This window comes from Micromonospora echinofusca (genome assembly GCF_017614955.1).
Classification (GTDB): domain Bacteria; phylum Actinomycetota; class Actinomycetes; order Mycobacteriales; family Micromonosporaceae; genus Micromonospora; species Micromonospora echinofusca_A.
In genome coordinates this window covers 1-20,138 of the sequence record NZ_WVUH01000103.1, presented here as the reverse complement: position 1 = coordinate 20,138, position 20,138 = coordinate 1, and the positions used below count along the sequence as shown (strand labels likewise).

Sequence of the window (20,138 nt, the reverse complement as noted above, 5' to 3'; positions counted from 1 at the left end):
GGCGGGGGCCGGAACCGGGAGAAGGTCCGGCACCGGGGCTAGGCTGGCAGGGTGCACCCCTCGTCCGGCTGGACGCGGGGCCGTCGCCGTGTGCCGGCACGACCGTGCCGCCCGGTTTGGAAGCGATCGCCGGCACGAAATCGTGCCGCCCTGCCTGGAAGTGATCCATGACTGCGCTCACCGGACTGCTGACCGCCGCTCTCGGTGACCCGGGGCTGACCCGGGCCCGCGATCTCGCCCGCTCGGGGGCGGCGCAGGTCGACGGGCTCGACCTGACCGCGCCCGCCGCCCTGCGCCCGTTCGCGGTGGCCGCGGTCGCCGCCGACGCGGACTCCGGTGGCGCCGGTCGGCCGGTGCTGGCGGTCACCGCGACCAGCCGTGAGGCGGACGACCTCGCCGCCGCGCTGGGCAGCCTGATCCCGACCGGGCAGGTGGCGGTCTTCCCGGCCTGGGAGACCCTGCCGCACGAGCGGCTCTCCCCCCGGTCGGACACCGTGGGCCGCCGGCTGGCCGTGCTGCGCCGGCTCGCCCACCCGCAGGCCACCGACGCGCACGGCCGGACCGGCCCGCTGCGGGTGGTCGTCGCACCGGTCCGTTCCCTGCTGCAACCCCAGCTCAAAGGGCTCGGCGACCTGGAGCCGGTGCAGCTCGCCGCCGGTGCCGAGGCCGATCTGGAGGGCGTCGCCCGCCGGTTGACCGACATGGCGTACGCGCGGGTCGACCTGGTCACCAAGCGTGGCGAGTTCGCCGTCCGGGGCGGCATCCTCGACGTCTTCCCACCCACCGACGAGCATCCGTCCCGGGTCGAGTTCTGGGGCGACGAGGTGGAGGAGATCCGCACCTTCGCCGTCGCCGACCAGCGGACCATCGAGCAGGTCAGCCAGCTCTGGGCGCCGCCCTGCCGGGAACTGCTGCTCACCCCGGCGGTGCGCAAGCGGGCCGCCGCGCTCGCCGGGGAGCACCCGGAGCTGGCCGAGATCCTGGACAAGCTCGCCGAGGGCATCCCGGTCGAGGGGATGGAGTCACTGGCCCCCGCCCTGGTCGGCCCGGACGCGCTGGAACTGCTGCTGGACACCATGCCGACCGGTACCCACATCCTGCTCTGCGACCCGGAACGGATCCGTACCCGGGCACACGACCTGGTCCGTACCTCGGAGGAGTTCCTCCAGGCCAGCTGGGCCGCAGCCGCCGTCGGCGGTCAGGCCCCGGTGGACCTCGGCGCCGCCGCCTTCCGGACCCTCGCCGAGGTACGCGCCGCCGCCGGCGGACTGGGCCAGCCCTGGTGGACGCTGGCGCCGTTCGGCCTGACCGAGGCCGGGGCGGGGAACGCGCCGGCCCGGCAGCCCTGGGAGGACGACCCGGCCGAGGTCGCTGTCACCCCGGACGACGCGATCGCGGTCACCCTGACCGCCCAGCCCACCCCGCTCTACCACGGCGAGACCGCCCGGGTGGTCGACGACCTGAAACGCTGGACCGGCGACGGTTGGGCGGTCGCCCTGGTCTTCGAGGGGCACGGGCCGGCCCAGCGGGCCGTCGAGGTGCTCCGGGACGCCGGGCTCGGCGCGGCGCTCACCGACAGCGTCACCACCGCACCCGCCCCGGGCGAGGTGGTCGTCTCCTGCGGTGCGCTCAACCACGGCTTCCTCGCCGAGGCGTCCCGGTTCGCGCTGCTCACCGGCAACGACATCACCGGCGGGCGGGGCTCCTCCACCCGGGACATGCGCAGGATGCCGAGCCGGCGGCGCAACACCATCGACCCGCTGGAGCTGAAGGCCGGCGACCACGTCGTGCACGAGCAGCACGGCATCGGCCGGTACGTCGAACTGGTGCAGCGGGCGGTCAACGGCGCCGAGCGGGAGTACCTGGTCATCGAGTACGCCGCCAGCAAGCGCGGCCAGCCCGGCGACCGGCTGTTCGTCCCCACCGACCAGCTCGACCAGCTCTCCCGGTACGTCGGCGGGGAGACCCCGACGCTGCACAAGATGGGCGGCGCGGACTGGCAGAAGTCCAAGGCCCGCGCCCGCAAGGCGGTCCGGGAGATCGCCGCCCAGCTGATCCAGCTCTACGCCGCCCGCAAGGCGTCCCAGGGGCACGCCTTCGGACCGGACACGCCCTGGCAGCGGGAGCTGGAGGACGCCTTCCCGTGGACCGAGACGCCGGACCAGCTCGCGGCGATCGAGGAGGTCAAGCGGGACATGGAACAGACCGTCCCGATGGACCGGCTGATCTGCGGCGACGTCGGCTACGGCAAGACCGAGATCGCGGTACGCGCCGCGTTCAAGGCGGTGCAGGACGGCAAGCAGGTCGCCGTGCTGGTACCCACCACGCTCCTGGCCCAGCAGCACTACAACACGTTCGCCGAGCGGATGGGCCAGTTCCCGATCGAGATCCGGCAGCTGTCCCGGTTCCAGACGCCCAAGGAGGCGGAACGGACCATGGAGATGGCCGCCGACGGCAGCGCGGACATCGTCATCGGTACCCACCGGCTGCTCTCGGCGGCCACCCGGTTCAAGTCCCTCGGACTGGTCATCGTCGACGAGGAGCAGCGCTTCGGCGTCGAGCACAAGGAGCACCTGAAGACCCTGCGCGCCTCGGTCGACGTGCTCAGCATGTCGGCCACCCCGATCCCCCGGACCCTGGAGATGGCGATCACCGGCATCCGGGAGATGTCCACCATCGCCACCCCGCCGGAGGAGCGGCACCCGGTGCTGACCTTCGTCGGGGCGTACGACGAGCGCCAGGTGGCCGCGTCCATCCACCGCGAGCTGCTCCGCGACGGGCAGGTCTTCTACCTGCACAACCGGGTCGAGTCGATCGACCGGGCGGCCCGTCGGCTCCGGGAGCTGGTGCCCGAGGCCCGGGTCGCCGTGGCGCACGGGCAGATGGGTGAGGAGGCCCTGGAGAAGGTGATGGTGGGCTTCTGGGAGAAGGAGTACGACGTCCTGGTCTGCACCACCATCGTGGAGTCCGGCATCGACATCCCGAACGCGAACACCCTGATCGTCGAGCGGGCCGACCTGCTCGGTCTGGCCCAGCTCCACCAGATCCGGGGCCGGGTCGGCCGGGGTCGGGAGCGGGCGTACGCGTACTTCCTCTACCCCGGGGAGAAGCCGCTCACCGAACACGCCCACGAGCGGCTGGCCACCATCGCCCAGCACACCGAGCTGGGCGCCGGCATGTACGTGGCGATGAAGGACCTGGAGATCCGGGGCGCCGGGAACCTGCTCGGCGGCGAGCAGTCCGGGCACATCGAGGGGGTCGGTTTCGACCTGTACGTCCGGATGGTCGGCGAGGCGGTGCAGCAGTTCAAGGGCGAGCGGCCCGAGGAGGAGACCGACGTCAAGGTCGACCTGCCGGTCGACGCGCACCTGCCGCACGACTACGTCGGTGTGGAGCGGCTGCGCCTGGAGATGTACCGCAAGCTCGCCGAGGCCCGCGACGAGGCCCGGCTGCGCGAGGTGGTGGCCGAGATGACCGACCGGTACGGCGAGCCGCCCGCGCCGGTGCAGAACCTGGTCGCGGTGGCCCGGTTCCGGTTGCTCGCCCGCCGCTACGGCCTCACCGACGTGTCGATGCAGGGGAAGCACATCCGGTTCAGCCCGCTGCCGCTGCCCGACTCGAAGCAGCTGCGGCTCAAGCGGTACCACCCGGACGCGGTCTACAAGCAGGTCGCCGACCAGGTCAGCGTGCCCCGGCCGAGCACCCGGCGGATCGGCGGCGAGCCGCTGCGTGACCAGGCACTGCTGGACTGGTGCGCCCAGCTCCTCTCCGACGTGCTGGGCGAGCCGGCCGCGTTGGCGGGAGCAGGCCGGTGACCCTCGTCCGGACCGGGGTGGGCACCGTCACCACCAGCACAGGAGCGTGTGAGAGAGTGACCGTCATGCGTGCTCGTCGTCTTGTCGCCGTCGCCGCCACGGCGGCCCTCGGTCTTGCCTCCCTCGCCGCCTGCGGGAAGTCCTCGCCGGATGTCGCCGCGTACGTGGGCGACACGAGGTATTCCGTCGCCCGGGTCGACGGGATCTACGACGACGCGCAGACCAGGTACGCCGCTGCGGTCAACGCGCAGGCCGCACGGGCCGGCGCCACCCCGTCCCCGGAGCAGCTCAAGGCCCGGGTCGACCGGCAGGACATCGTGAACCTGCTGGTCAGCATCGAGCTGGGTAAGCGGGTGGCGGCGGAGAAGCAGCTGACCGTGCCGGACGAGGTCACCCCGGAGCAGCTGGCGCAGCCGTTGCAGATGCCGCCGGACGCCGAGTACGCCCAGCTGTGGGGTGAGTGGCTGGACATCTACAACACCCTGGCCGAGAAGCTGCCGCCGGCCGAGCTGAGCGACGCCTCGGTGATGGCCGTCTACGAGGCGATCGCCGAGACCGGCGCGATCCAGTCCGGGCTGACCGTGGCCGAGGTGCGGCAGGCGTTCGGCAGCGGCGACTTCGTCCGGCAGGGCACTGCGGTCAGCGCCGCCCTCCAGGCGGAGGCCGAGCAGGCCGGCGTCTCGATCAACCCGGCGTACCGGCCGGTCGGCGTCCCGTCGGCGGTCAACGGTGGGCAGGGCCCGGTCTTCTACTCGCTGCCGTACATCGACGAGAGCGGTCCGGTGACCGACATCTCCACCCCCGAGGCACCGGCCACGGCAGCCGCCAACGCATGAGCGCACGGATCGTCCTGCTGGTCACCTCGCCCCGGCTGCCCGCCGGACTGCTGACCGCCGCCGCCTGGGACGTGGTACGCGCCCATCCGGTGCTGGCCGGTGCGGAGAGCGAGCTGACCGGGGCGGTCCGGGCGGCCGGCGTCGAGGTGACGATCGTGACCGCCGGGGCGACCGGCGCGCTGCTCGACGCGGTCGCCGCGCAGGGCACGGCGGTCTGGCTGGCCGGCCCGGCCGGCGACGAGTCGCTCGCCCGTGAGCTGGGGCTGCGGCTGGCCCGGCAGCCCGGCCTGGCCGAGTTGGAGCTGATGTACGGCTCCTGGGACCCGCCCGGCGCCCGGTTGCTCGACGCGGTGACCGTGATGGACCGGCTGGCCGGGCCGGGCGGCGACCCGTGGAAGCGGGCGCAGACCCACCGCTCCCTCGCCGGTTTCCTGCTGGAGGAGTGCTACGAGGCGTACGACGCGATCGTCACCGACGACCTCGACGAGCTCCGCGAGGAGTTGGGCGACGTGCTGTTGCAGGTGCTGCTGCACAGCCGGCTCGCCGAGGAGCGCACCGACGGGGAGCCGTGGAGCGTGGACGACGTAGCGGCCGGTCTGGTGGACAAGATGGTCCGCCGTAACCCGCACGTCTTCGCGGGGGCCGAGGCGGGCACCCTCGACGAGATCACCGCCAGCTGGGAGAAGATCAAGCAGGCGGAGAAGTCCCGGCAGTCGGTGCTGGAGGGGATCGCGCTGAGCCAGCCGGCGCTCGCCCTGGCTGCCAAGATCCTGCAACGGGCGGCCCGGGTCGGGCTGGCCGTCCCGCTGCCCACCGGAGCGGGACCGGCGGACGCCAGCGCCGTGGACACCGCCGGGCCGGCCGACGCCGAGGCCCGCCTCGGTGCCACCCTGCTGGCGACGGTCGCGCAGGCCCGGGAGGCGGGGCTGGACGCCGAGGCGGCGCTGCGGCGGGCCGCCCTGGCCTACGCCGACGAGGTCCGCGCCGCCGAGGCGAGCCGGACACCCTGATCCCGGGTGTCCCGGGCGGTGGTGAGACCGACGGCCAGGCCGGCGGCGACCACCAGGACACCGGCCGCCTGGGCGGTACCCGGTGGGCGGCCGGCCTGGACGGCTGCGGTGACCAGGGTGGCCACCGGCATCAGCCCGACGAGCATTCCGGCGCGGGCCAGGCCCAGCCGACGCAGGCCCAGGAACCAGGCGACGAACGCCACCACCGTCATCAGCCCGGCGAGATAGGCCAGCGTCGCCGCCTCCACCGCCGTGGGCAGGCGCAGCCGCGCCGGTTCGCCCGCCACGACCGCCGCCACCAGCAACAGGGGTACGGCCAGCCCGCAGCCGTACGCGGCGACCCGTACCGCCCCCAGCCGGGGGAGCACGATGGCGGCGAGCAACGAGAACGCGATCTCGCCACCGAGCGCCCCGAACGCGGCGAGGAGGCCGATGGCGTCGGTCCGACCGGCACCCTGCACCAGCGCGGTTCCGGTGACCACGATCCCGGCGGATACCAGCAGGCGCGGAGCGGGTCGACCGCCGTGCAGCAGGGGGGCCAGCAGGGCCAGACCGAGGGGCGCGGCCCCGATGACGGTGCCGACCATCGCCGGTTCACTGTGCCGTAGGGCGATCAGTACGCATGCGTTGAAGCCGGCCAGGCCGGTTGCCGCGAGCAGGGTGAGCAGACCGAGTTCCCGTCCGGTCGGCCGGGGCCGGGACGCGACGGTGGTGCCGGTGCCGGTGCCGGTGCCGGTGCCGGTGCCGGTCGGTGGGGCGACGCCGGCCGGGTCGAGCCGGGGCCACCAGCGGGCGATGGCGGCCAACCCGGCGGCGGCCAGCGCGTAGCGCACGGCCTGGCCGGTCAGGGGCGGGTAGTCGAGGATGAGCTGGCTGATCGAGATGGAACTGCCGACGATCACCATGCCGGTGGTGCAGAGCAGGACGCCACGTGGATCGAATCTGGTCACCCGGTCGACGCTAGGAGCCAGGTGGTCCACTCTTAAGGTCCAGTTGCCGGACAGATTGGGAGACCACTTGTCGTCTCTGGAAGCACTGATCACCCTGGACCGGGGGCGTCCGGGGCTGGCTGGACAGCTCACCGGGGCCCTCCGCGCGGCGATCGAGACCGGCCGGCTGGCGCCCGGCACCCGGCTGCCCGCCAGCCGGGGCCTAGCCGCCGACCTGCGACTGTCCCGGGGCGTCGTGGTCGAGGCGTACGAGCAACTGGTCGCCGAAGGGCGGCTGACCGCCCGGCGGGGTTCCGGCACGGTGGTGGCCGACTCGGTCGCGGCCGGGCCGGTCGACGCCGGAACCGGCCGGGACGCCCGCCGCCCCGACCACCACCTGGCCGGCGTACCGGGCGCCGGGCTGCCGGCGGCGCCCCTGCGGGCCGGGGTACCGGATTTGGGGCTCTTCCCGAGGGTCGCCTGGCGCCGGGTGTACGAGCGGGCGCTGCGCGAGGTCCGCGACGCCGAACTGGGCTACGGCGATCCGGCCGGGGCGCCCCGGCTCCGGACCGAGCTGGCCGGCTACCTGGGCCGGGTCCGGGCGGCCCGGGTCGACCCGACCGACCTGGTCGTCACCACCGGCGCAGCGCAGGCGTTCACCCTGCTGGCCGGGGTGCTGGCCGCCCGGGGCGTGACCCGGATCGGGGTCGAGGACCCGGGTAGTAGCGGTGTGCTGGCGCCGCTGCGGGCCCAGGGTCTGCGCCCGGTCGGGGTACCGGTCGACGCCGACGGACTGGACGTCGCCGCGTTGCGCCGCTCCCGGTTGCGGGCCGTCCTGGTGACGCCCGCGCACCAGTTCCCGACCGGAGTGGTGCTCGGCCCGGACCGTCGGACCGCCCTGCTCGACTGGGCCAGGTCCACCGGCGGACTGATCATCGAGGACGACTACGACGCCGAGTTCCGCTACGACCGGGACCCGGTCGGCTGTCTTCAGGGGCTCGCCCCGGACGCGGTCGCCCATCTCGGCTCGGTGAGCAAGGCGCTCGCCCCCGGGCTGCGGTTGGGGTGGCTGGCGGTACCGCCCGTGCTCCGGCCGGCGGTGCTGGCCGGCAAGTTCGCCGCCGACCTCGGCGGCCCGGCGCTGGAACAGTTGGCCTTCGCCGAACTGCTCGCCAGCGGCGGTTACGACCGGCACCTCCGCCGGGCCCGGCGGACCTACCGGGCCCGGCGGGACGCCCTGGTCGGCGCGCTCCACCGGTACCTGCCCGGCGCCCGGGTCACCGGGATCGCGGCCGGACTGCACCTCGTCCTCGAACTGCCCGCCGGGACCGACGACACCGCGCTGGCCGCTGCCGCCCGGGCGGCCGGGCTCGGCCCGGTCCCGCTGGCCGAGCTACGGCTGACCCGTTCCGGACCACCCGGACTGGTACTGGGTTACGCCGCCCACTCCGCTGCCGAGCTGGAGTCGGCCGTGGCGGTACTGGCCGGTCTCCTCCGCCCCGGCACCGGTCCGGACCGGCTATCTCGACGGTCGATCCGTAGGCCCGTCAGCGACTAGATTCATCGGTATGTCCACCTTCCTGCCCCGCGCCGAGCGGATCATCGACGCGCTCCTGGAACGCCGCCCGGGCCTCGCCAGCTCGGCCGGGGAGCACCGGTACGACGACCGGCTGCCCGACTACTCGGCCGACGCCGTGGCGGCCGACGGGGCGATGCTGCGGGAGGCGGCGCACGCGCTCGCCGAGGTCGACGGTGACCTGCTCGACCCGGCCGAGCAGGTCGACCACGCCATGCTCAGCGCCCTGGTGGACCGGGAACTGTTCGAGTTGACCGAGATCCGGGCCCACGAGTGGGACCCGCTGCGGCACAACCCCGGCCCGCTGCTGCACACCCTGATCGCCCGCCCGTACGCCCCGGCGGAGGTGCGGTTGACGGCGCTGGCCGGGCGGCTGGCGGCCGTACCGGATGCGCTGGCCACCGCCCGCGCGACGCTGGACGACGTACCCCGGATCCATGCCGAGACGGCGGTCGGACAGTTCGCCGGGACGGCGGCGCTGGTCCGGGCCGAACTGCCGGCGCTGCTCGACCAGGCACCGGCGCTGCGGGGCAGCATCGAGCCGGTCGCCCGGGCGGCGGTCGCGGCGCTGACCGGGTTCGCCGACCACCTGCGGGCCGGCCTGGCCGACGACCCGGGCCCCGGCCGGGACCCGCGCCTCGGCCGACGCCGGTGGGAGGCGCGGCTCTGGCACACCCTGGACACCGAACTGCCGGCGGCCGAGGTGCTCCGCCGGGCCTGGGCCAACCTGGACCGGGTGACCGACGAGATCCGGGCCGCCGCCGCCGAACTGGTCGGCGGACCGGAGGACGACGGGACGGTCCGCCGCGCGCTGGACCTGCTCGCCGCCGAACACCCGGACGACCACACCATCGTCGCGGCGGCCGGGGTCACCCTCGACGAGGCGACCGACTTCGTCCGCGAGCACGACCTGGTGTCGCTGGTCGACGATCCGTGCGTCATCCAGGAGATGCCCGAGTTCGCCCGGGGCGTGGCGGTGGCCTACTGCGACTCGCCCGGCCCGCTGGAGACGGCCGACGTACCGACGTTCTACTGCATCGCCCCCACCCCGGCGGACTGGCCGGCGGCCCGGGTCGAGTCGTTCTACCGCGAGTACAACGACCACATGCTGCGCAACCTGACCGTGCACGAGGCGATGCCCGGTCACTTCCTCCAGCTCGCGCACGCCCGCCGGTACGCCGGACCGACCCGGGTCCGGGCGGTCGCGCAGTCCGTCCCGTTCATCGAGGGCTGGGCGGTGTACGCCGAGGAGTTGATGGTCGGCGCCGGCTTCGGTGGCCTGCCGGTACGGCTGCAACAGCTCAAGATGCAGCTCCGGATGACCATCAACGCCCTGCTCGACCAGCTCGTGCACGTCGAGGAACTGCCCGAGGCGGAGGCGATGGCGCTGATGACCGGGCGGGGTTTCCAGGAGGAGGGGGAGGCGACCGGCAAGTGGCGGCGGGCCCTGCTCACCTCGACCCAGCTCTCCACGTACTTCGTCGGGTACAGCGAGGTGGCGGCGATCGCCGCGCTGCGTCCGCCCGGCACGCCGGTACGGCAGTGGCACGACGCGATGCTGGCACACGCCTGCCCGCCGCCCCGCCACCTGCGCACCCTGCTCACCCGGTGAGGAGGGCCCCTTCCCGACGCATGCCGGCCGGGCAGGTCACTTCGGCGTGGCGGTGCGCCGGTCCACCACGCCGGCCCCGGGCGGCAGGTCGAACGCGCTGACCGGTACCGAGTCCTGGTAGCGGGTGAGATCCAGCTCGACCGGCTTGCCGTCCATGACACCCCGGAAGCTGCCCAGCACACCCTCGTTCGTCACGCAGGCCTCGAAGGGGGTGCCGTTCTCCCCGACCTCGGTGACCTTCACACAGGTCGCGTGCCGGCCGGCGACCGTGGTGTCGGTCTGCTCGATGACCGCGGCCGGGTCCAGCGCGGCGGTGGCCAGCAGGCCCATGACCACCGGAGGCGCGATCAGCCCCTGCTGTTTGGCCTGGGCGAAGACGGTCACCGAGGGGCGGTTGCTGGGTACCGGCGGGGGCGCCAGGGTGCAGGTCGTCCGGCTGCCGGAGGTGACGCAGGTGGTGGTCGCCTCCGCGGTCACGGTCAGCTTGCCACCCGGGTAGGTGTACGCGGACCGGGCCGGTTTCTGGGTCTGCGAGATCGACGCGGTCTGCCCGCCGGGGAGCTGGTAGTCGGCCGAGTAGGTCGACTCCATCGCCCGGTCCAGCCGGGCGGCCAGGTCGTTGACCAGGTCGGCCCGACCGACCACCCGACCGGCGTCGTCGAGGGTCTGGCAGCCGGTGACCGTCAGCAGGGCGATGACCGATCCGACTAGAAGGCGGTACGTCGTCGAGGCCGAGGGCATGGTCCACAGCCTTGCCGATCGGGTCCACCCCGTGCAAACCGGTTGCCGGTTGCGGTACGAGAATCCGGGAATGTCCGGCACGCTGGGCGGGAAGCCGTGGGACGGGCGTCTCCGCCGGCCACCGCCCGACGGTGTACCCGCGCCCGATACGCTGCCATCAACACGCCTCAGCCGCACCGTCGCGGCCCTGCCGACCGCACGTACATCGAAACGAGGAGCGACACAGTGGCAACCATCGAGGGAATCGTCGCCCGGGAGATTCTCGACTCGCGGGGCAACCCGACGGTCGAGGTCGAGATCGGCCTGGACGACGGCACGGTCGCCCGCGCCGCGGTACCGTCCGGCGCCTCCACCGGTGCCTTCGAGGCGATCGAGCTGCGCGACGGTGACGCCGACCGGTACCTGGGCAAGGGCGTCGAGAAGGCGGTCCAGAACATCGAGGACCGGATCGTCGACCAGCTGATCGGGTACGAGGCCAGCGAGCAGCGGCTGATCGACCAGAAGATGCTCGACATCGACGGCACCGACAGCAAGTCCGAGCTGGGCGCGAACGCCATCCTGGGCGTGTCGCTGGCGGTCGCCAAGGCGGCGGCCAGCAGCGCCGAGCTGAGCCTCTTCCGCTACCTGGGCGGCCCGAACGCGCACCTGCTGCCGGTGCCGATGATGAACATCCTCAACGGTGGCGCGCACGCCGACTCGAACGTCGACGTGCAGGAGTTCATGATCGCCCCGATCGGCGCGCCGAGCTTCCGCGAGGCGCTGCGCTCCGGCGTCGAGGTGTACCACGCGCTCAAGGCGGTCCTGAAGAAGAAGGGCCTCTCCACCGGCCTCGGTGACGAGGGCGGTTTCGCCCCCAACCTGCCGACCAACTCGGCCGCGCTGGACCTGATCGCCGAGGCGGTCGAGAAGGCCGGCTACACGCTCGGCTCGGACATCGCCCTCGCGCTCGACGTGGCGGCCACCGAGTTCTGCTCGAACGGCACCTACACCTTCGAGGGCTCGGCGCTCTCCGCCGAGGAGATGACGAACTACTACACCAAGCTGGTCGGCGACTACCCGATCGTGTCGATCGAGGACCCGCTGTCGGAGGACGACTGGAGCGGCTGGACCGCCCTCACCGCCGCCCTCGGCGACCGGATCCAGATCGTCGGCGACGACCTGTTCGTCACCAACCCGCAGCGCGTCGCCCGGGGCATCGCGGAGAGCGCCGCGAACGCCGTCCTGGTCAAGGTGAACCAGATCGGTTCGCTGACCGAGACCTTCGACGCGGTCGACCTGGCCCACCGGGCCGGGTTCCGGTGCATGATGAGCCACCGGTCCGGCGAGACCGAGGACACCACCATCGCCGACCTGGCCGTCGCCACCGGCTGTGGCCAGATCAAGACCGGTGCCCCGGCCCGTTCCGAGCGGGTCGCGAAGTACAACCAGCTCCTGCGGATCGAGGAGGAGCTGGCCGACGCGGCGCGGTACGCCGGCGCGGGTGCCTTCCCGCGTTACCGTTCCGCCTGAGTCAGGGGTCCGGTTCCACCCGGGTCGGCTGCTGCGTGTGCCCCGTCCGGGCGGTACGTTCGCCTGATCGGGGCCATGCCATCGGGGGAGGGGTGTGACGAGGATGCAGGCACGGCGCACACCGAGCGGTCAGCGTCCCGCCCGACGACCGGGTCAGTCCGGTCGGACGGGCGGGGCCCGGGGCGCCCGGGTGACGACCCGCGACACCGGCGTACGCGCCGAGCCGCGGGGCACCGGCACCCGGGCGCCGGGGACCGGCCGGGGCGACGCCGTACGCTCGGCGAGCCGCCCGGCCGCCGCCCGGCGTACCGCCACGGGTGGTGCCGCCAAGCGCACCTCCGCACCCCGCCCCCGCCGGGTCACCGGCCGGGCCACCGTGCTCTTCGCGGTACTGATCGCGCTGGCACTGGCCTACACCTACCCGGTCCGGCTCTACCTCAGCCAGCAGGCGGACATCGCCCGGATGGAGGCGTCGCAGGCGGCCCAGCGGGAGCTGATCGGTGAGCTGTCCGCCAAGGCGGCCAAGTGGCAGGACCCGGCCTACATCCGGATCCAGGCCCGGGAACGCTTCTACATGGTCTACCCCGGCGAGGTGCCGGTGCTGGTCTACGACGACCCGGAGAGCGCGGCCCGGGACGCCGCCGGGGGCGCTCCGCCGGCACCCCGGGAACAGGCTCCGGCCACCTGGTACGACTCGCTGTGGTCGAGCATCCAGGCGGCCGACGCCGAGCGCCCCACCCGGTAACCGAACGAAAGATGGCACCGTGACTGTCGTACCACCGCAGGAGCCGGCGGCGGACGCCGTACCCCGGCCGGAGCGCGAACCGGCCACCGAGGCCGACCTGGCGGCGGTGGCCGCGCAGCTCGGACGCCCCCCGCGCGGCACCCGGGCGGTGGCCCACCGCTGCCCGTGCGGCCTGCCGGACGTGGTCGAGACGACCCCACGGCTGGCCGACGGTACGCCGTTCCCGACGCTGTTCTACCTGACCTGCCCGAAGGCGACGGCGGCGTGCAGCCGGCTGGAGTCGGCCGGGCTGATGAAGGAGATGGCCGAGCGGTTGGCGGCCGATCCCGAGCTGGCCGCCCGGTACCGGGCCGCGCACGAGGACTACCTGGCCCGACGGGACGCCATCGGGGAGGTACCGGAGATCGCCGGGATCTCGGCCGGTGGCATGCCCGGCCGGGTCAAGTGCCTGCACGTGCACGTGGGGCACGCGCTCGGCGCCGGCCCGGGGGTCAACCCGTTCGGCGACGAGACGCTGGCGTTGATGGAGCAGTGGTGGGCCGACGGCCCCTGCGTCGACGTGCCGGTCACCGACGTGCCGGTGGTGGACGGGCCGTGACCGGCGGCACGACCGGGGTCGACGGGACGAACCGGGCCGACGGCACGGCCGGGTCGGACGGCACGACCGGGACCGCCGGGTCCGGCGGCATCGTGGTCCGACGGGCCCGCACCGCCGACGTGCGCGGCATCCGACGGCTGATCGACACCTACACCGACGAGCGGCGGCTGCTCAGCAAGGCCACCGTCACCCTCTACGAGGACGTCCAGGAGTTCTGGGTCGCGGTCCGGGCCGGTGACGGTACGGTCGTCGGCTGCGGGGCGCTGCACGTCATGTGGGAGGACCTGGCCGAGATCCGTACGGTGGCGGTCGACCCGGGGTGCCGGGGCCAGCGGATCGGCCACCGGATCGTCGCCGAACTGATCGGGGCGGCCCGGGAGCTGGGAGTCGCCCGGATCTTCGTGCTCACCTTCGAGACCCGGTTCTTCGGCTCCTTCGGGTTCGTGGAGATCGACGGCGCGCCCGTGCCGCCCCCGGTCTACGAGCAGCTGCTCCGTTCGTACGACGAGGGTGTGGCGGAGTTCCTGGGGTTGGAGCGGGTCAAGCCGAACACCCTGGGCAACACCCGGATGCTGCTGAGGCTCACCGGCTGACTTGATCCACCCGACCATGCTGGTGCCGTGCTGACCTTCGTACGCCGGGCCTACCGGGTGGTCGCGGTGTTGATCACGCTCTGCACCCTGGTCGGGGTGGCCCGGCTGGTCGTACCGGCCACCGCCGCCGGGGACGGCGAGCCACCCGGGGTACGCCGCCAGTTGACGTTCCTGCGGGCGGCGCTGGAGGCCGGAGCGGGTACGGACGCCCAGCAGCTCTTCCCCGAGGGGTACTTCTTCAGCCATGTCCTCTACGGGCTGAGCCGGGTCGAGCTGGGAATGCGGGCCGGGGCGGACCGGGTCGGGACCGACCGGGCCGGGGTGGACCGGGACATCGCGCTGCGGGAGGCCCGGTGGGCGCTGAAACGGCTGGACTCCCCGGCCGGGCGGGCCCCGTTCAGCGCCGACCTCACCCCGCCGTACGGCGTCTTCTACCAGGGCTGGACCACCTGGCTGCGCGGCGGGATCATCGCCCTGCAACCGGCCGACCGGCGGGATCCGGGGGAGGTGCAGCGGTTCGCCGCCGACGCGGCGGCCCTCGGCGCAGCCTTCGACGCCTCGGCGTCGCCCTACCTACCGGCGTACCCGGGACAGGCCTGGCCGGTCGACTCGACCGTGGCGGTGGCCGCCCTGCGGTTGCACGACACACTGCTCCCGCCCCGGTTCGCCGGTACGGTGCAGCGCTGGCTGGCCGGGGTACGCCAGCGCCTCGACCCGGCCACCGGCCTGCTGCCGCACCGGGTCGAGCCGGCCGACGGCGCACCGGCCGAGGTGGCGAGGGCCACCTCGCAGAGCGTGATCCACCGGTTCCTGGTGGAGATCGACCCGGTCTTCGCCCGGGAGCAGTACCTGCGGTTCCGGGACCGGTACGTGACCACGCCGCTCGGCCTCGGCCCGGCGGTGCGGGAGTACCCGGACGGCATTGCCGGCCCGGGTGACGTCGACTCGGGGCCGCTGCTGCTCGGGGTGAGCCTGTCGGCGACCGTGGTGACCATGGGTGCCGCCCAGGTGCAGGGGGACACCGCGCTCGCCGGGGCGCTCGCGAACTACGGCGAGCTGGCCGGCCTGCCCGTCGACACCCCGTGGACCAAGCGGTACGCCTTCGGCCTGCTCCCGGTCGGTGACGCCTTCCTCGCCTGGTCGAAGACCGCCCGCCCCTGGGTGGCAGCACCGGGGCCGGTGGATCCGTCGCCGGGGGTCGACCGGTGGTGGCGGCTTCCGCTGCTCGGCCTGCTGCTGCTCGTCGGCGCGCTGCCCTGGCTGCCCGAGCTGCTGCTCCGGTACCGGCGACGGGCCGGCGTGCGGGCCGGTACGCGGACCGGGGAGCCGGACGCCCCGACGGTGGTCGGTGCCGGCCCGGCCCGGCTGTCGTAGGGTGGCGGACGTGACGACTCGTGTGGCAGCCATCGACTGCGGGACCAACTCGATCCGCCTGCTGGTGGCGGACCTGCCCGACCCGTCGGCCGGGCCGGAGGCGCTGCTGGTCGACCTGACCCGGCGGATGGAGATCGTCCGGCTGGGGCAGGGGGTCGACCGGACCGGCCGGCTGGCACCGGAGGCGATCGAGCGGACCCGGGTCGCGCTGGCGGCGTACGCGGCGGAGCTCCGGGAGCTGGGTGCGGAGCGGGTGCGGATGTGCGCCACCTCCGCCTCCCGGGACGCCTCCAACGCCGCCGACTTCCGGGCCATGGTCGAGCAGACCCTGGGCGTCGCACCCGAGGTGGTCAGCGGCGACGAGGAGGCCCGGTTGTCGTTCACCGGCGCGGTCCGGGGGCTGCCGGCCGACGCCGAGGCACCGTACCTGGTGGTCGACATCGGCGGCGGTTCGACCGAGTTCGTCGTCGGCTCCCGGGACCTCACCGTGGACGCGGCGATCTCGGTGGACATCGGCTGCGTCCGGATGACCGAACGGCACCTGGCCGGCGACCCGCCGACGGCCGCCGAGATCGGCGCGGCGGAGGCGGACATCGCCGCCGCCGTCGACCGGGCGCTCGCCGTCGTGCCCGGCCGGGAGGCGGCCACCCTGGTCGGCCTCGCCGGGTCGGTGACCACCGTGGTCGCCATCGCCGAGGGCCTGACCGGGTACGAACCGGAGCGCATCCACCACGCCCGGGTGTCGTACGACGAGGTGGCGAAGGTGACCGGCGACCTGCTGTCGATGACGCGCGAGCAGCGCCTGGCGATCCCGGTGATGCACCCGGGCCGGGCCGACGTGATCGGGGCGGGCGCCCTGGTGCTGCGGGTGATCATGGAACGGGCCGGGATGCCGTCGGTGGTCGCCAGCGAGCACGACATCCTCGACGGCATCGCCTGGAGCCTGCTCGGCTGACTGCGCCGCCCGGTCGGGTACCGGCCCGGCGATGCCGCTATCGACCGGTACCCGGATAGATGTGGTGACCGGCGACCACCTGCGGGACGACTCCCGGCGAGCGGCGGGCCAGTTCCGCGTCCAGCGGGCTGCCGATCACCGCCACCCGTGCCTGCGCCTCCGGCCGCCAGTGGGCCGGGTACCGGTTGAGTCCCCGGCCGAGTCGGTCGTCGACGACTCCGCAGACGGTCCGTTCCCCGCTCAGATAGGTGATCCAGTTGCAGGTCCAGTAGTCACCGTGCACATAGGTCAGCCCGGCGTCGTCCAGGGCGGCGAGCAGGTGTTCCTGCCGGTCCCGCAGGGCGGAGTACTCGGGTACCCGACCGACGACGCTGACCGTCGCGGCGAGCATGGTCGCGGCCAGCGCGACGATCGGCAGCATCGCCGGGACGGCGGCCCGGAACGGGCGCCGCCCCGCCGGTGCGTCGACGGGCACGTTCGCGGCCCGGGTGCGGGCGACCCGCCAGAGCGGCCACAGGGCCGCCGGTAGGGAGAGCGCCAGAATGGACAGGTACCGGGCACTCTCGACCGGTGTGTCCGCAGCGGCCGGACTGCGTACGTAGCTGAGCAGGCTGAGCAGACCGGCCCCGGCGAGGACGAGGCGCAACCGGTGCCGGGCCGCCCCGGGGGCAGCGGCCGTCCCGGCGCGGCGGCGGATGCTCCGGATCGACTGGACGGTGGCGACCACCAGCAGTACCACCACCACCGGGCCCCACCACAGGGACCAGCCGGCACAGCGGCTCGGCGCGCACAACCCCATGCCGAGCGGGAGGCCGAGCCAGGCGCCGCCGACGATCCGGTCCCACAGTGCCGCGTCGGTACCCGCGCCGTTGAGGCTCAGGAAGACCGCCACCGAGTTGTCGGCGGCTCCGGCGCGGATGTTGTCGACCAGCAGGGGCAGTACCCCGACCAGGAAGCCACCCAGGGCGGCCGACGCGGTCCGGGCGGTCAGGATCCGGGCGGTACACAGGACGATCAGTGCGCCGAGCAGGAACGGTGCGGGCAGCCAGTGGTTCCAGGCGACCAGCCCGAGGAGCAGTCCCCACCCGGTGAACGCGTACCAGGGTCGTACCGGCCGGACGAGCAGCAGGTAGGTGAGCAGCAGCAGTCCGGCCACCATCGGTCCGGTCTCCGGATAGCCGCCCCCGGCGATGAGTTGGTTCTTCACCACCCGGTCCGAGCCGAGCGCGAGCAGCCCGACGGTGAGGACCGCCAGTCCGGGAGAGAACAGTCGACGGACCAGGACGAACATCAGGGCCAGGAAGGCGGCGTAGAGCAGGACGGTCGGGGCGCGTAGCGCGTACACCGACGGCCCGAAGGCGGCCACCAGCGGCGCGGCCAGGTACGCCTCGACGGTGCCCATGTAGTGCTGGCCGTAGAAGTAGACCGGCAGTTCCCGGCCCTGGCCGATGTGCAGGGCGGCCAGTCCCATCGTCGCCTCGTCGCTGTTGTGCGGTGGCGTACCCACGGCGGTCAGCCAGACCCGCCACCCGACGCCTGCGGTGCCGAGCAGGACGGCCAGCCGAACGGGCCGGAGGAGACGACGGGAGCCACGGGTCGGAGCCGGGGACGATGCTGCGGGAGTAGGTCCGGTCCGGGTTCCTGCCGTCGACGCCACGAATCGCACCTTACGGCAACGATCCGGTCACCGGATCACGCCGACGCATGGTTGACGTCGCCGGCCGTCGATGGGCTGGGAGACTGTGGATATGCGGAGTCTCGTCGGCTACGTGCTCTCGGCGTACCTCTTCTCCTGGGCCTGGTGGGTGCCGATGGCGTTGGCCGGGGTGGTGGTCGAGCCCGGTCAGGGCTGGCCGAGCCACCTGCCCGGCCTGCTCGGTCCCGCGTTGGCCGCGGTGCTGTGGACCTGGCTCGACGGCGGCCGGTCGGGTCTCGTCGGACTCTGGGCCCGGGTCGTGCGCTGGCGGATCGGTACGGTCTGGTGGGCCCTGATCGTGGTGACCGCCGGGCTGGCGGTGCTGCCCCTGCTGCTCGGTACGGGGGTCGACGCGGGCGACGTCAGCGTCTTCTCCGGTGCCCCGGCGGTCGGGCTGGCCGTGGTGGTGCCCTACGTGCTGCTGGTCAACGGGTTCGGGGAGGAGGTCGGCTGGCGCGGTTTCCTGGTGGAGCGGCTGCTGGCGATCCGGAGTCCCCTGGTGACGGCGCTGCTGGTCTGGGTGGTCTGGGCGGGCTGGCACCTGCCACTGTTCTGGATCGTCGGCAACTTCCGGGACCTGGGTGCCGGGGGCGTGGCCGGCTGGCTGGTCGGGCTGCTCGCCGGCTCGGTCCTCCTGACCTGGTTGTACCGGTCGGCCGCGCACTCGGTGCTGATCGTGGCCGCCTGGCACACCGCGTTCAACTTCGCCACCGCGACCCGGGCCGCCGCCGGGGTCGCCGCGGCGGCCGTCAGCACCCTGGTGATGGTCGCCGCGGTGGTGGTCGTGCTGCTGCCGTCCTTCCGGCGGCGCCCGGGGGCGTCCGACTGACGCGTCGCACCGTCTGTCCGACTAGCGCGCCGTTGACGGTATTGCGCAATGCACACTACTGTCTGATCCGTGGACACCACCCAGCTACTCAAAGGTGTGCTGGACCTCGCGGTCCTCGCCGTGCTCCGGGAGGAGGACGGCTACGGGTACGACATCCTCCGCCGGCTGCGCGCGGCCGGGCTGGAGGAGGTCGGCGACGCCTCGGTCTACGGCACCCTGCGTCGGCTCTTCGCCGCCGGCCTGCTCACCACCTACGTCGTGCCCAGCGAGGCCGGCCCGCACCGGAAGTACTACGCCCTCAACGCCGCCGGGCGCGACCAGCTCACCCGCTCCGGCAAGCTCTGGCGATCCTTCGCCACCACCATGGACAGGCTGCTCGACGAACGGGGGATGACGGCATGACCGTCGTGGATGAGCAGGAGATCGCACGCTACGTCGAGCAGGTCCGGGCCGCGCTGGCCGACCTGCCCCCGACGGTACGCGACGAGTTGACCGAGGATCTCGTCGAGCACCTCACCGAGGTGGCGGCGGAGGCGGACGGCGCGCTGACCGAGCGGCTCGGCCCGCCCGAGGCGTACGCCGCCGAGCTGCGTAGCGCCGCCGGTGCCGGTACGCCCGGCCAGACGCCCAACCTGGACCAGCGGGTCGCCACCGCCGTGCTGCGGGCCCGCGCCCGGCTGCGGGCCGTCGACGCCCGGCTCGGCCCGGTCATCGGGTACGCCTCGGCGAGCGAGTTCCTGCGTCTGCTCCGCCCGGCGTGGTGGCTGTTGCGTGGCTACCTGGCCGCGATGCTGATCAGCGTCATGTTCGGTGGCGTACCGGTCGGCCTGCTGCCCCGGCTCGGAGGCAGCGCCCTCGCGGCCCTGCTGCTGCTCGGGGTCTGTGTGGTCACCTCGGTCTGGCTGGGGCGGCGTACCCCCCGGCTGCGGCGGTGGCCCCGCCGACTGGTCGGGGCGTCCGGTGCGGTGCTCGCCGTCTTCGCCGTGGTCGGCTTCTTCGAGGCGGACCAGGACGTGGTCGACGGCGGGTACGGGTACTACGCCGAGCCGGTCGCCCACGAACGCTACGTCCGGGACGTGTACGTCTACGACAGCGAGGGTCGGCTGGTCACCGGCGCCCGCCTCTTCGACCAGGACGGTACCCCGATCCGGCTCGGCGTGCCGGACTGTCCGGAGCGGACCGGGTTGGCCGGTCCGATGGACCCGGAACCGGACCCGGTCCCGGTGGTCCCGGCGTACCCGCACTGCCCGGAGCGGGCACCGTTCCGCTTCGGCCCGGCGCCGGCCCTGCCGTCAGCGTCCCTGACCCCGTCCTCCGTGC

General features: G+C 73.7%; 17 protein-coding genes. 14 read left to right on the top strand and 3 right to left on the bottom strand.

The annotated features are described in order from the left end of the window. The first annotated feature begins 167 nt into the window (after positions 1–167). The 3 genes from mfd to GSF22_RS14100 all read left to right on the top strand — a co-directional run bounded on the left by mfd (position 168) and on the right by GSF22_RS14100 (position 5,661). On the top strand, positions 168–3,815 hold the full coding sequence (gene mfd / locus GSF22_RS14110) for a transcription-repair coupling factor (RefSeq protein WP_208814016.1): 3,648 nt from the start codon (positions 168–170) through the stop codon (positions 3,813–3,815). A gap of 65 nt (positions 3,816–3,880) precedes the next feature. Continuing rightward, positions 3,881–4,651, top strand: a complete 771-nt coding sequence (locus GSF22_RS14105; protein WP_208814015.1) for a hypothetical protein — start codon at positions 3,881–3,883, stop codon at positions 4,649–4,651. After that, positions 4,648–5,661 carry a nucleoside triphosphate pyrophosphohydrolase gene (locus tag GSF22_RS14100; RefSeq protein WP_208814014.1) on the top strand — a complete coding sequence of 338 codons (1,014 nt, stop codon included), beginning with the start codon at positions 4,648–4,650 and terminating at the stop codon, positions 5,659–5,661. Before GSF22_RS14105 ends, GSF22_RS14100 begins: the two co-directional genes overlap by 4 nt. Here GSF22_RS14100 and GSF22_RS35695 read toward each other — a convergent pair. Continuing rightward, the gene (locus GSF22_RS35695) at positions 5,616–6,611 is read right to left on the bottom strand and encodes a DMT family transporter (protein WP_208814013.1); all 996 of its coding nucleotides are present in this window, start codon (positions 6,609–6,611) and stop codon (positions 5,616–5,618) included. The genes GSF22_RS14100 and GSF22_RS35695 overlap by 46 nt on opposite strands. 67 nt (positions 6,612–6,678) lie before the next feature. Between GSF22_RS35695 and pdxR the strand changes: the two genes are divergently transcribed. After that, on the top strand, positions 6,679–8,148 hold the full coding sequence (gene pdxR / locus GSF22_RS14090; RefSeq protein WP_244367372.1) for a MocR-like pyridoxine biosynthesis transcription factor PdxR: 1,470 nt from the start codon (positions 6,679–6,681) through the stop codon (positions 8,146–8,148). Between the two features lie 10 nt (positions 8,149–8,158). Then, the gene (locus tag GSF22_RS14085) at positions 8,159–9,778 is read left to right on the top strand and encodes a DUF885 domain-containing protein (RefSeq protein WP_208814012.1); all 1,620 of its coding nucleotides are present in this window, start codon (positions 8,159–8,161) and stop codon (positions 9,776–9,778) included. 36 nt (positions 9,779–9,814) lie between these two features. On the opposite strand, the gene GSF22_RS14080 is transcribed toward GSF22_RS14085, so the two are convergent. Then, positions 9,815–10,519 (bottom strand): hypothetical protein, encoded by a 705-nt coding sequence (locus GSF22_RS14080; RefSeq protein ID WP_208814011.1) that lies wholly within the window; start codon positions 10,517–10,519, stop codon positions 9,815–9,817. 225 nt (positions 10,520–10,744) lie between these two features. On the opposite strand from GSF22_RS14080, the gene eno reads away from it, so the two are divergent. From eno to GSF22_RS14050, 6 genes are all read left to right on the top strand, one after another. Further along, positions 10,745–12,028, top strand: coding sequence for a phosphopyruvate hydratase (gene eno, locus GSF22_RS14075; RefSeq protein WP_208814010.1), 1,284 nt, complete (start codon positions 10,745–10,747; stop codon positions 12,026–12,028). A 103-nt stretch (positions 12,029–12,131) separates the two neighbouring features. Next, entirely contained in the window at positions 12,132–12,773 is a 642-nt protein-coding gene (locus GSF22_RS14070; RefSeq protein ID WP_208814009.1) for an FtsB family cell division protein, read from the top strand. Positions 12,774–12,792: 19 nt separating this feature from the next. Beyond that, positions 12,793–13,371 (top strand): DUF501 domain-containing protein, encoded by a 579-nt coding sequence (locus GSF22_RS14065; RefSeq protein ID WP_208814008.1) that lies wholly within the window; start codon positions 12,793–12,795, stop codon positions 13,369–13,371. Positions 13,372–13,463: 92 nt separating this feature from the next. Beyond that, positions 13,464–13,964 (top strand): amino-acid N-acetyltransferase, encoded by a 501-nt coding sequence (locus GSF22_RS14060; RefSeq protein WP_208814018.1) that lies wholly within the window; start codon positions 13,464–13,466, stop codon positions 13,962–13,964. 27 nt (positions 13,965–13,991) lie between these two features. Beyond that, positions 13,992–15,338, top strand: coding sequence for a hypothetical protein (locus GSF22_RS14055; protein WP_208814007.1), 1,347 nt, complete (start codon positions 13,992–13,994; stop codon positions 15,336–15,338). A gap of 22 nt (positions 15,339–15,360) precedes the next feature. Then, positions 15,361–16,293, top strand: a complete 933-nt coding sequence (locus tag GSF22_RS14050) for a Ppx/GppA phosphatase family protein (RefSeq protein WP_208814017.1) — start codon at positions 15,361–15,363, stop codon at positions 16,291–16,293. Between the two features lie 37 nt (positions 16,294–16,330). Here GSF22_RS14050 and GSF22_RS14045 read toward each other — a convergent pair whose 3' ends face one another. After that, a complete protein-coding gene (locus GSF22_RS14045; RefSeq protein WP_208814006.1) occupies positions 16,331–17,800 on the bottom strand; it encodes a hypothetical protein in 1,470 nt (489 codons plus the stop codon). A 241-nt stretch (positions 17,801–18,041) separates the two neighbouring features. Here GSF22_RS14045 and GSF22_RS14040 point away from each other — a divergent pair, with 241 nt between their 5' ends. The 3 genes from GSF22_RS14040 to GSF22_RS14030 all read left to right on the top strand — a co-directional run. After that, a complete protein-coding gene (locus tag GSF22_RS14040; RefSeq protein WP_208814005.1) occupies positions 18,042–18,818 on the top strand; it encodes a CPBP family intramembrane glutamic endopeptidase in 777 nt (258 codons plus the stop codon). 69 nt (positions 18,819–18,887) lie between these two features. Continuing rightward, positions 18,888–19,220 carry a PadR family transcriptional regulator gene (locus GSF22_RS14035; protein ID WP_208814004.1) on the top strand — a complete coding sequence of 111 codons (333 nt, stop codon included), beginning with the start codon at positions 18,888–18,890 and terminating at the stop codon, positions 19,218–19,220. Continuing rightward, the coding region (locus GSF22_RS14030; protein ID WP_208814003.1) for an HAAS signaling domain-containing protein at positions 19,217–20,138 on the top strand (922 nt) is incomplete at its 3' end. The genes GSF22_RS14035 and GSF22_RS14030, both read left to right, overlap by 4 nt.

Coding starts and splice junctions, on each gene's coding strand:
- GSF22_RS14040 (WP_208814005.1), top strand. CDS start 18,042: ATGCGGAGTCTCGTCGGCTACGTGCTCTCGGCGTACCTCTTCTCCTGG.
- GSF22_RS14105 (WP_208814015.1), top strand. CDS start 3,881: ATGCGTGCTCGTCGTCTTGTCGCCGTCGCCGCCACGGCGGCCCTCGGT.
- GSF22_RS14100 (WP_208814014.1), top strand. CDS start 4,648: ATGAGCGCACGGATCGTCCTGCTGGTCACCTCGCCCCGGCTGCCCGCC.
- GSF22_RS14080 (WP_208814011.1), bottom strand. CDS start 10,519: ATGCCCTCGGCCTCGACGACGTACCGCCTTCTAGTCGGATCGGTCATC.
- mfd (WP_208814016.1), top strand. CDS start 168: ATGACTGCGCTCACCGGACTGCTGACCGCCGCTCTCGGTGACCCGGGG.
- GSF22_RS14085 (WP_208814012.1), top strand. CDS start 8,159: ATGTCCACCTTCCTGCCCCGCGCCGAGCGGATCATCGACGCGCTCCTG.
- GSF22_RS14070 (WP_208814009.1), top strand. CDS start 12,132: ATGCAGGCACGGCGCACACCGAGCGGTCAGCGTCCCGCCCGACGACCG.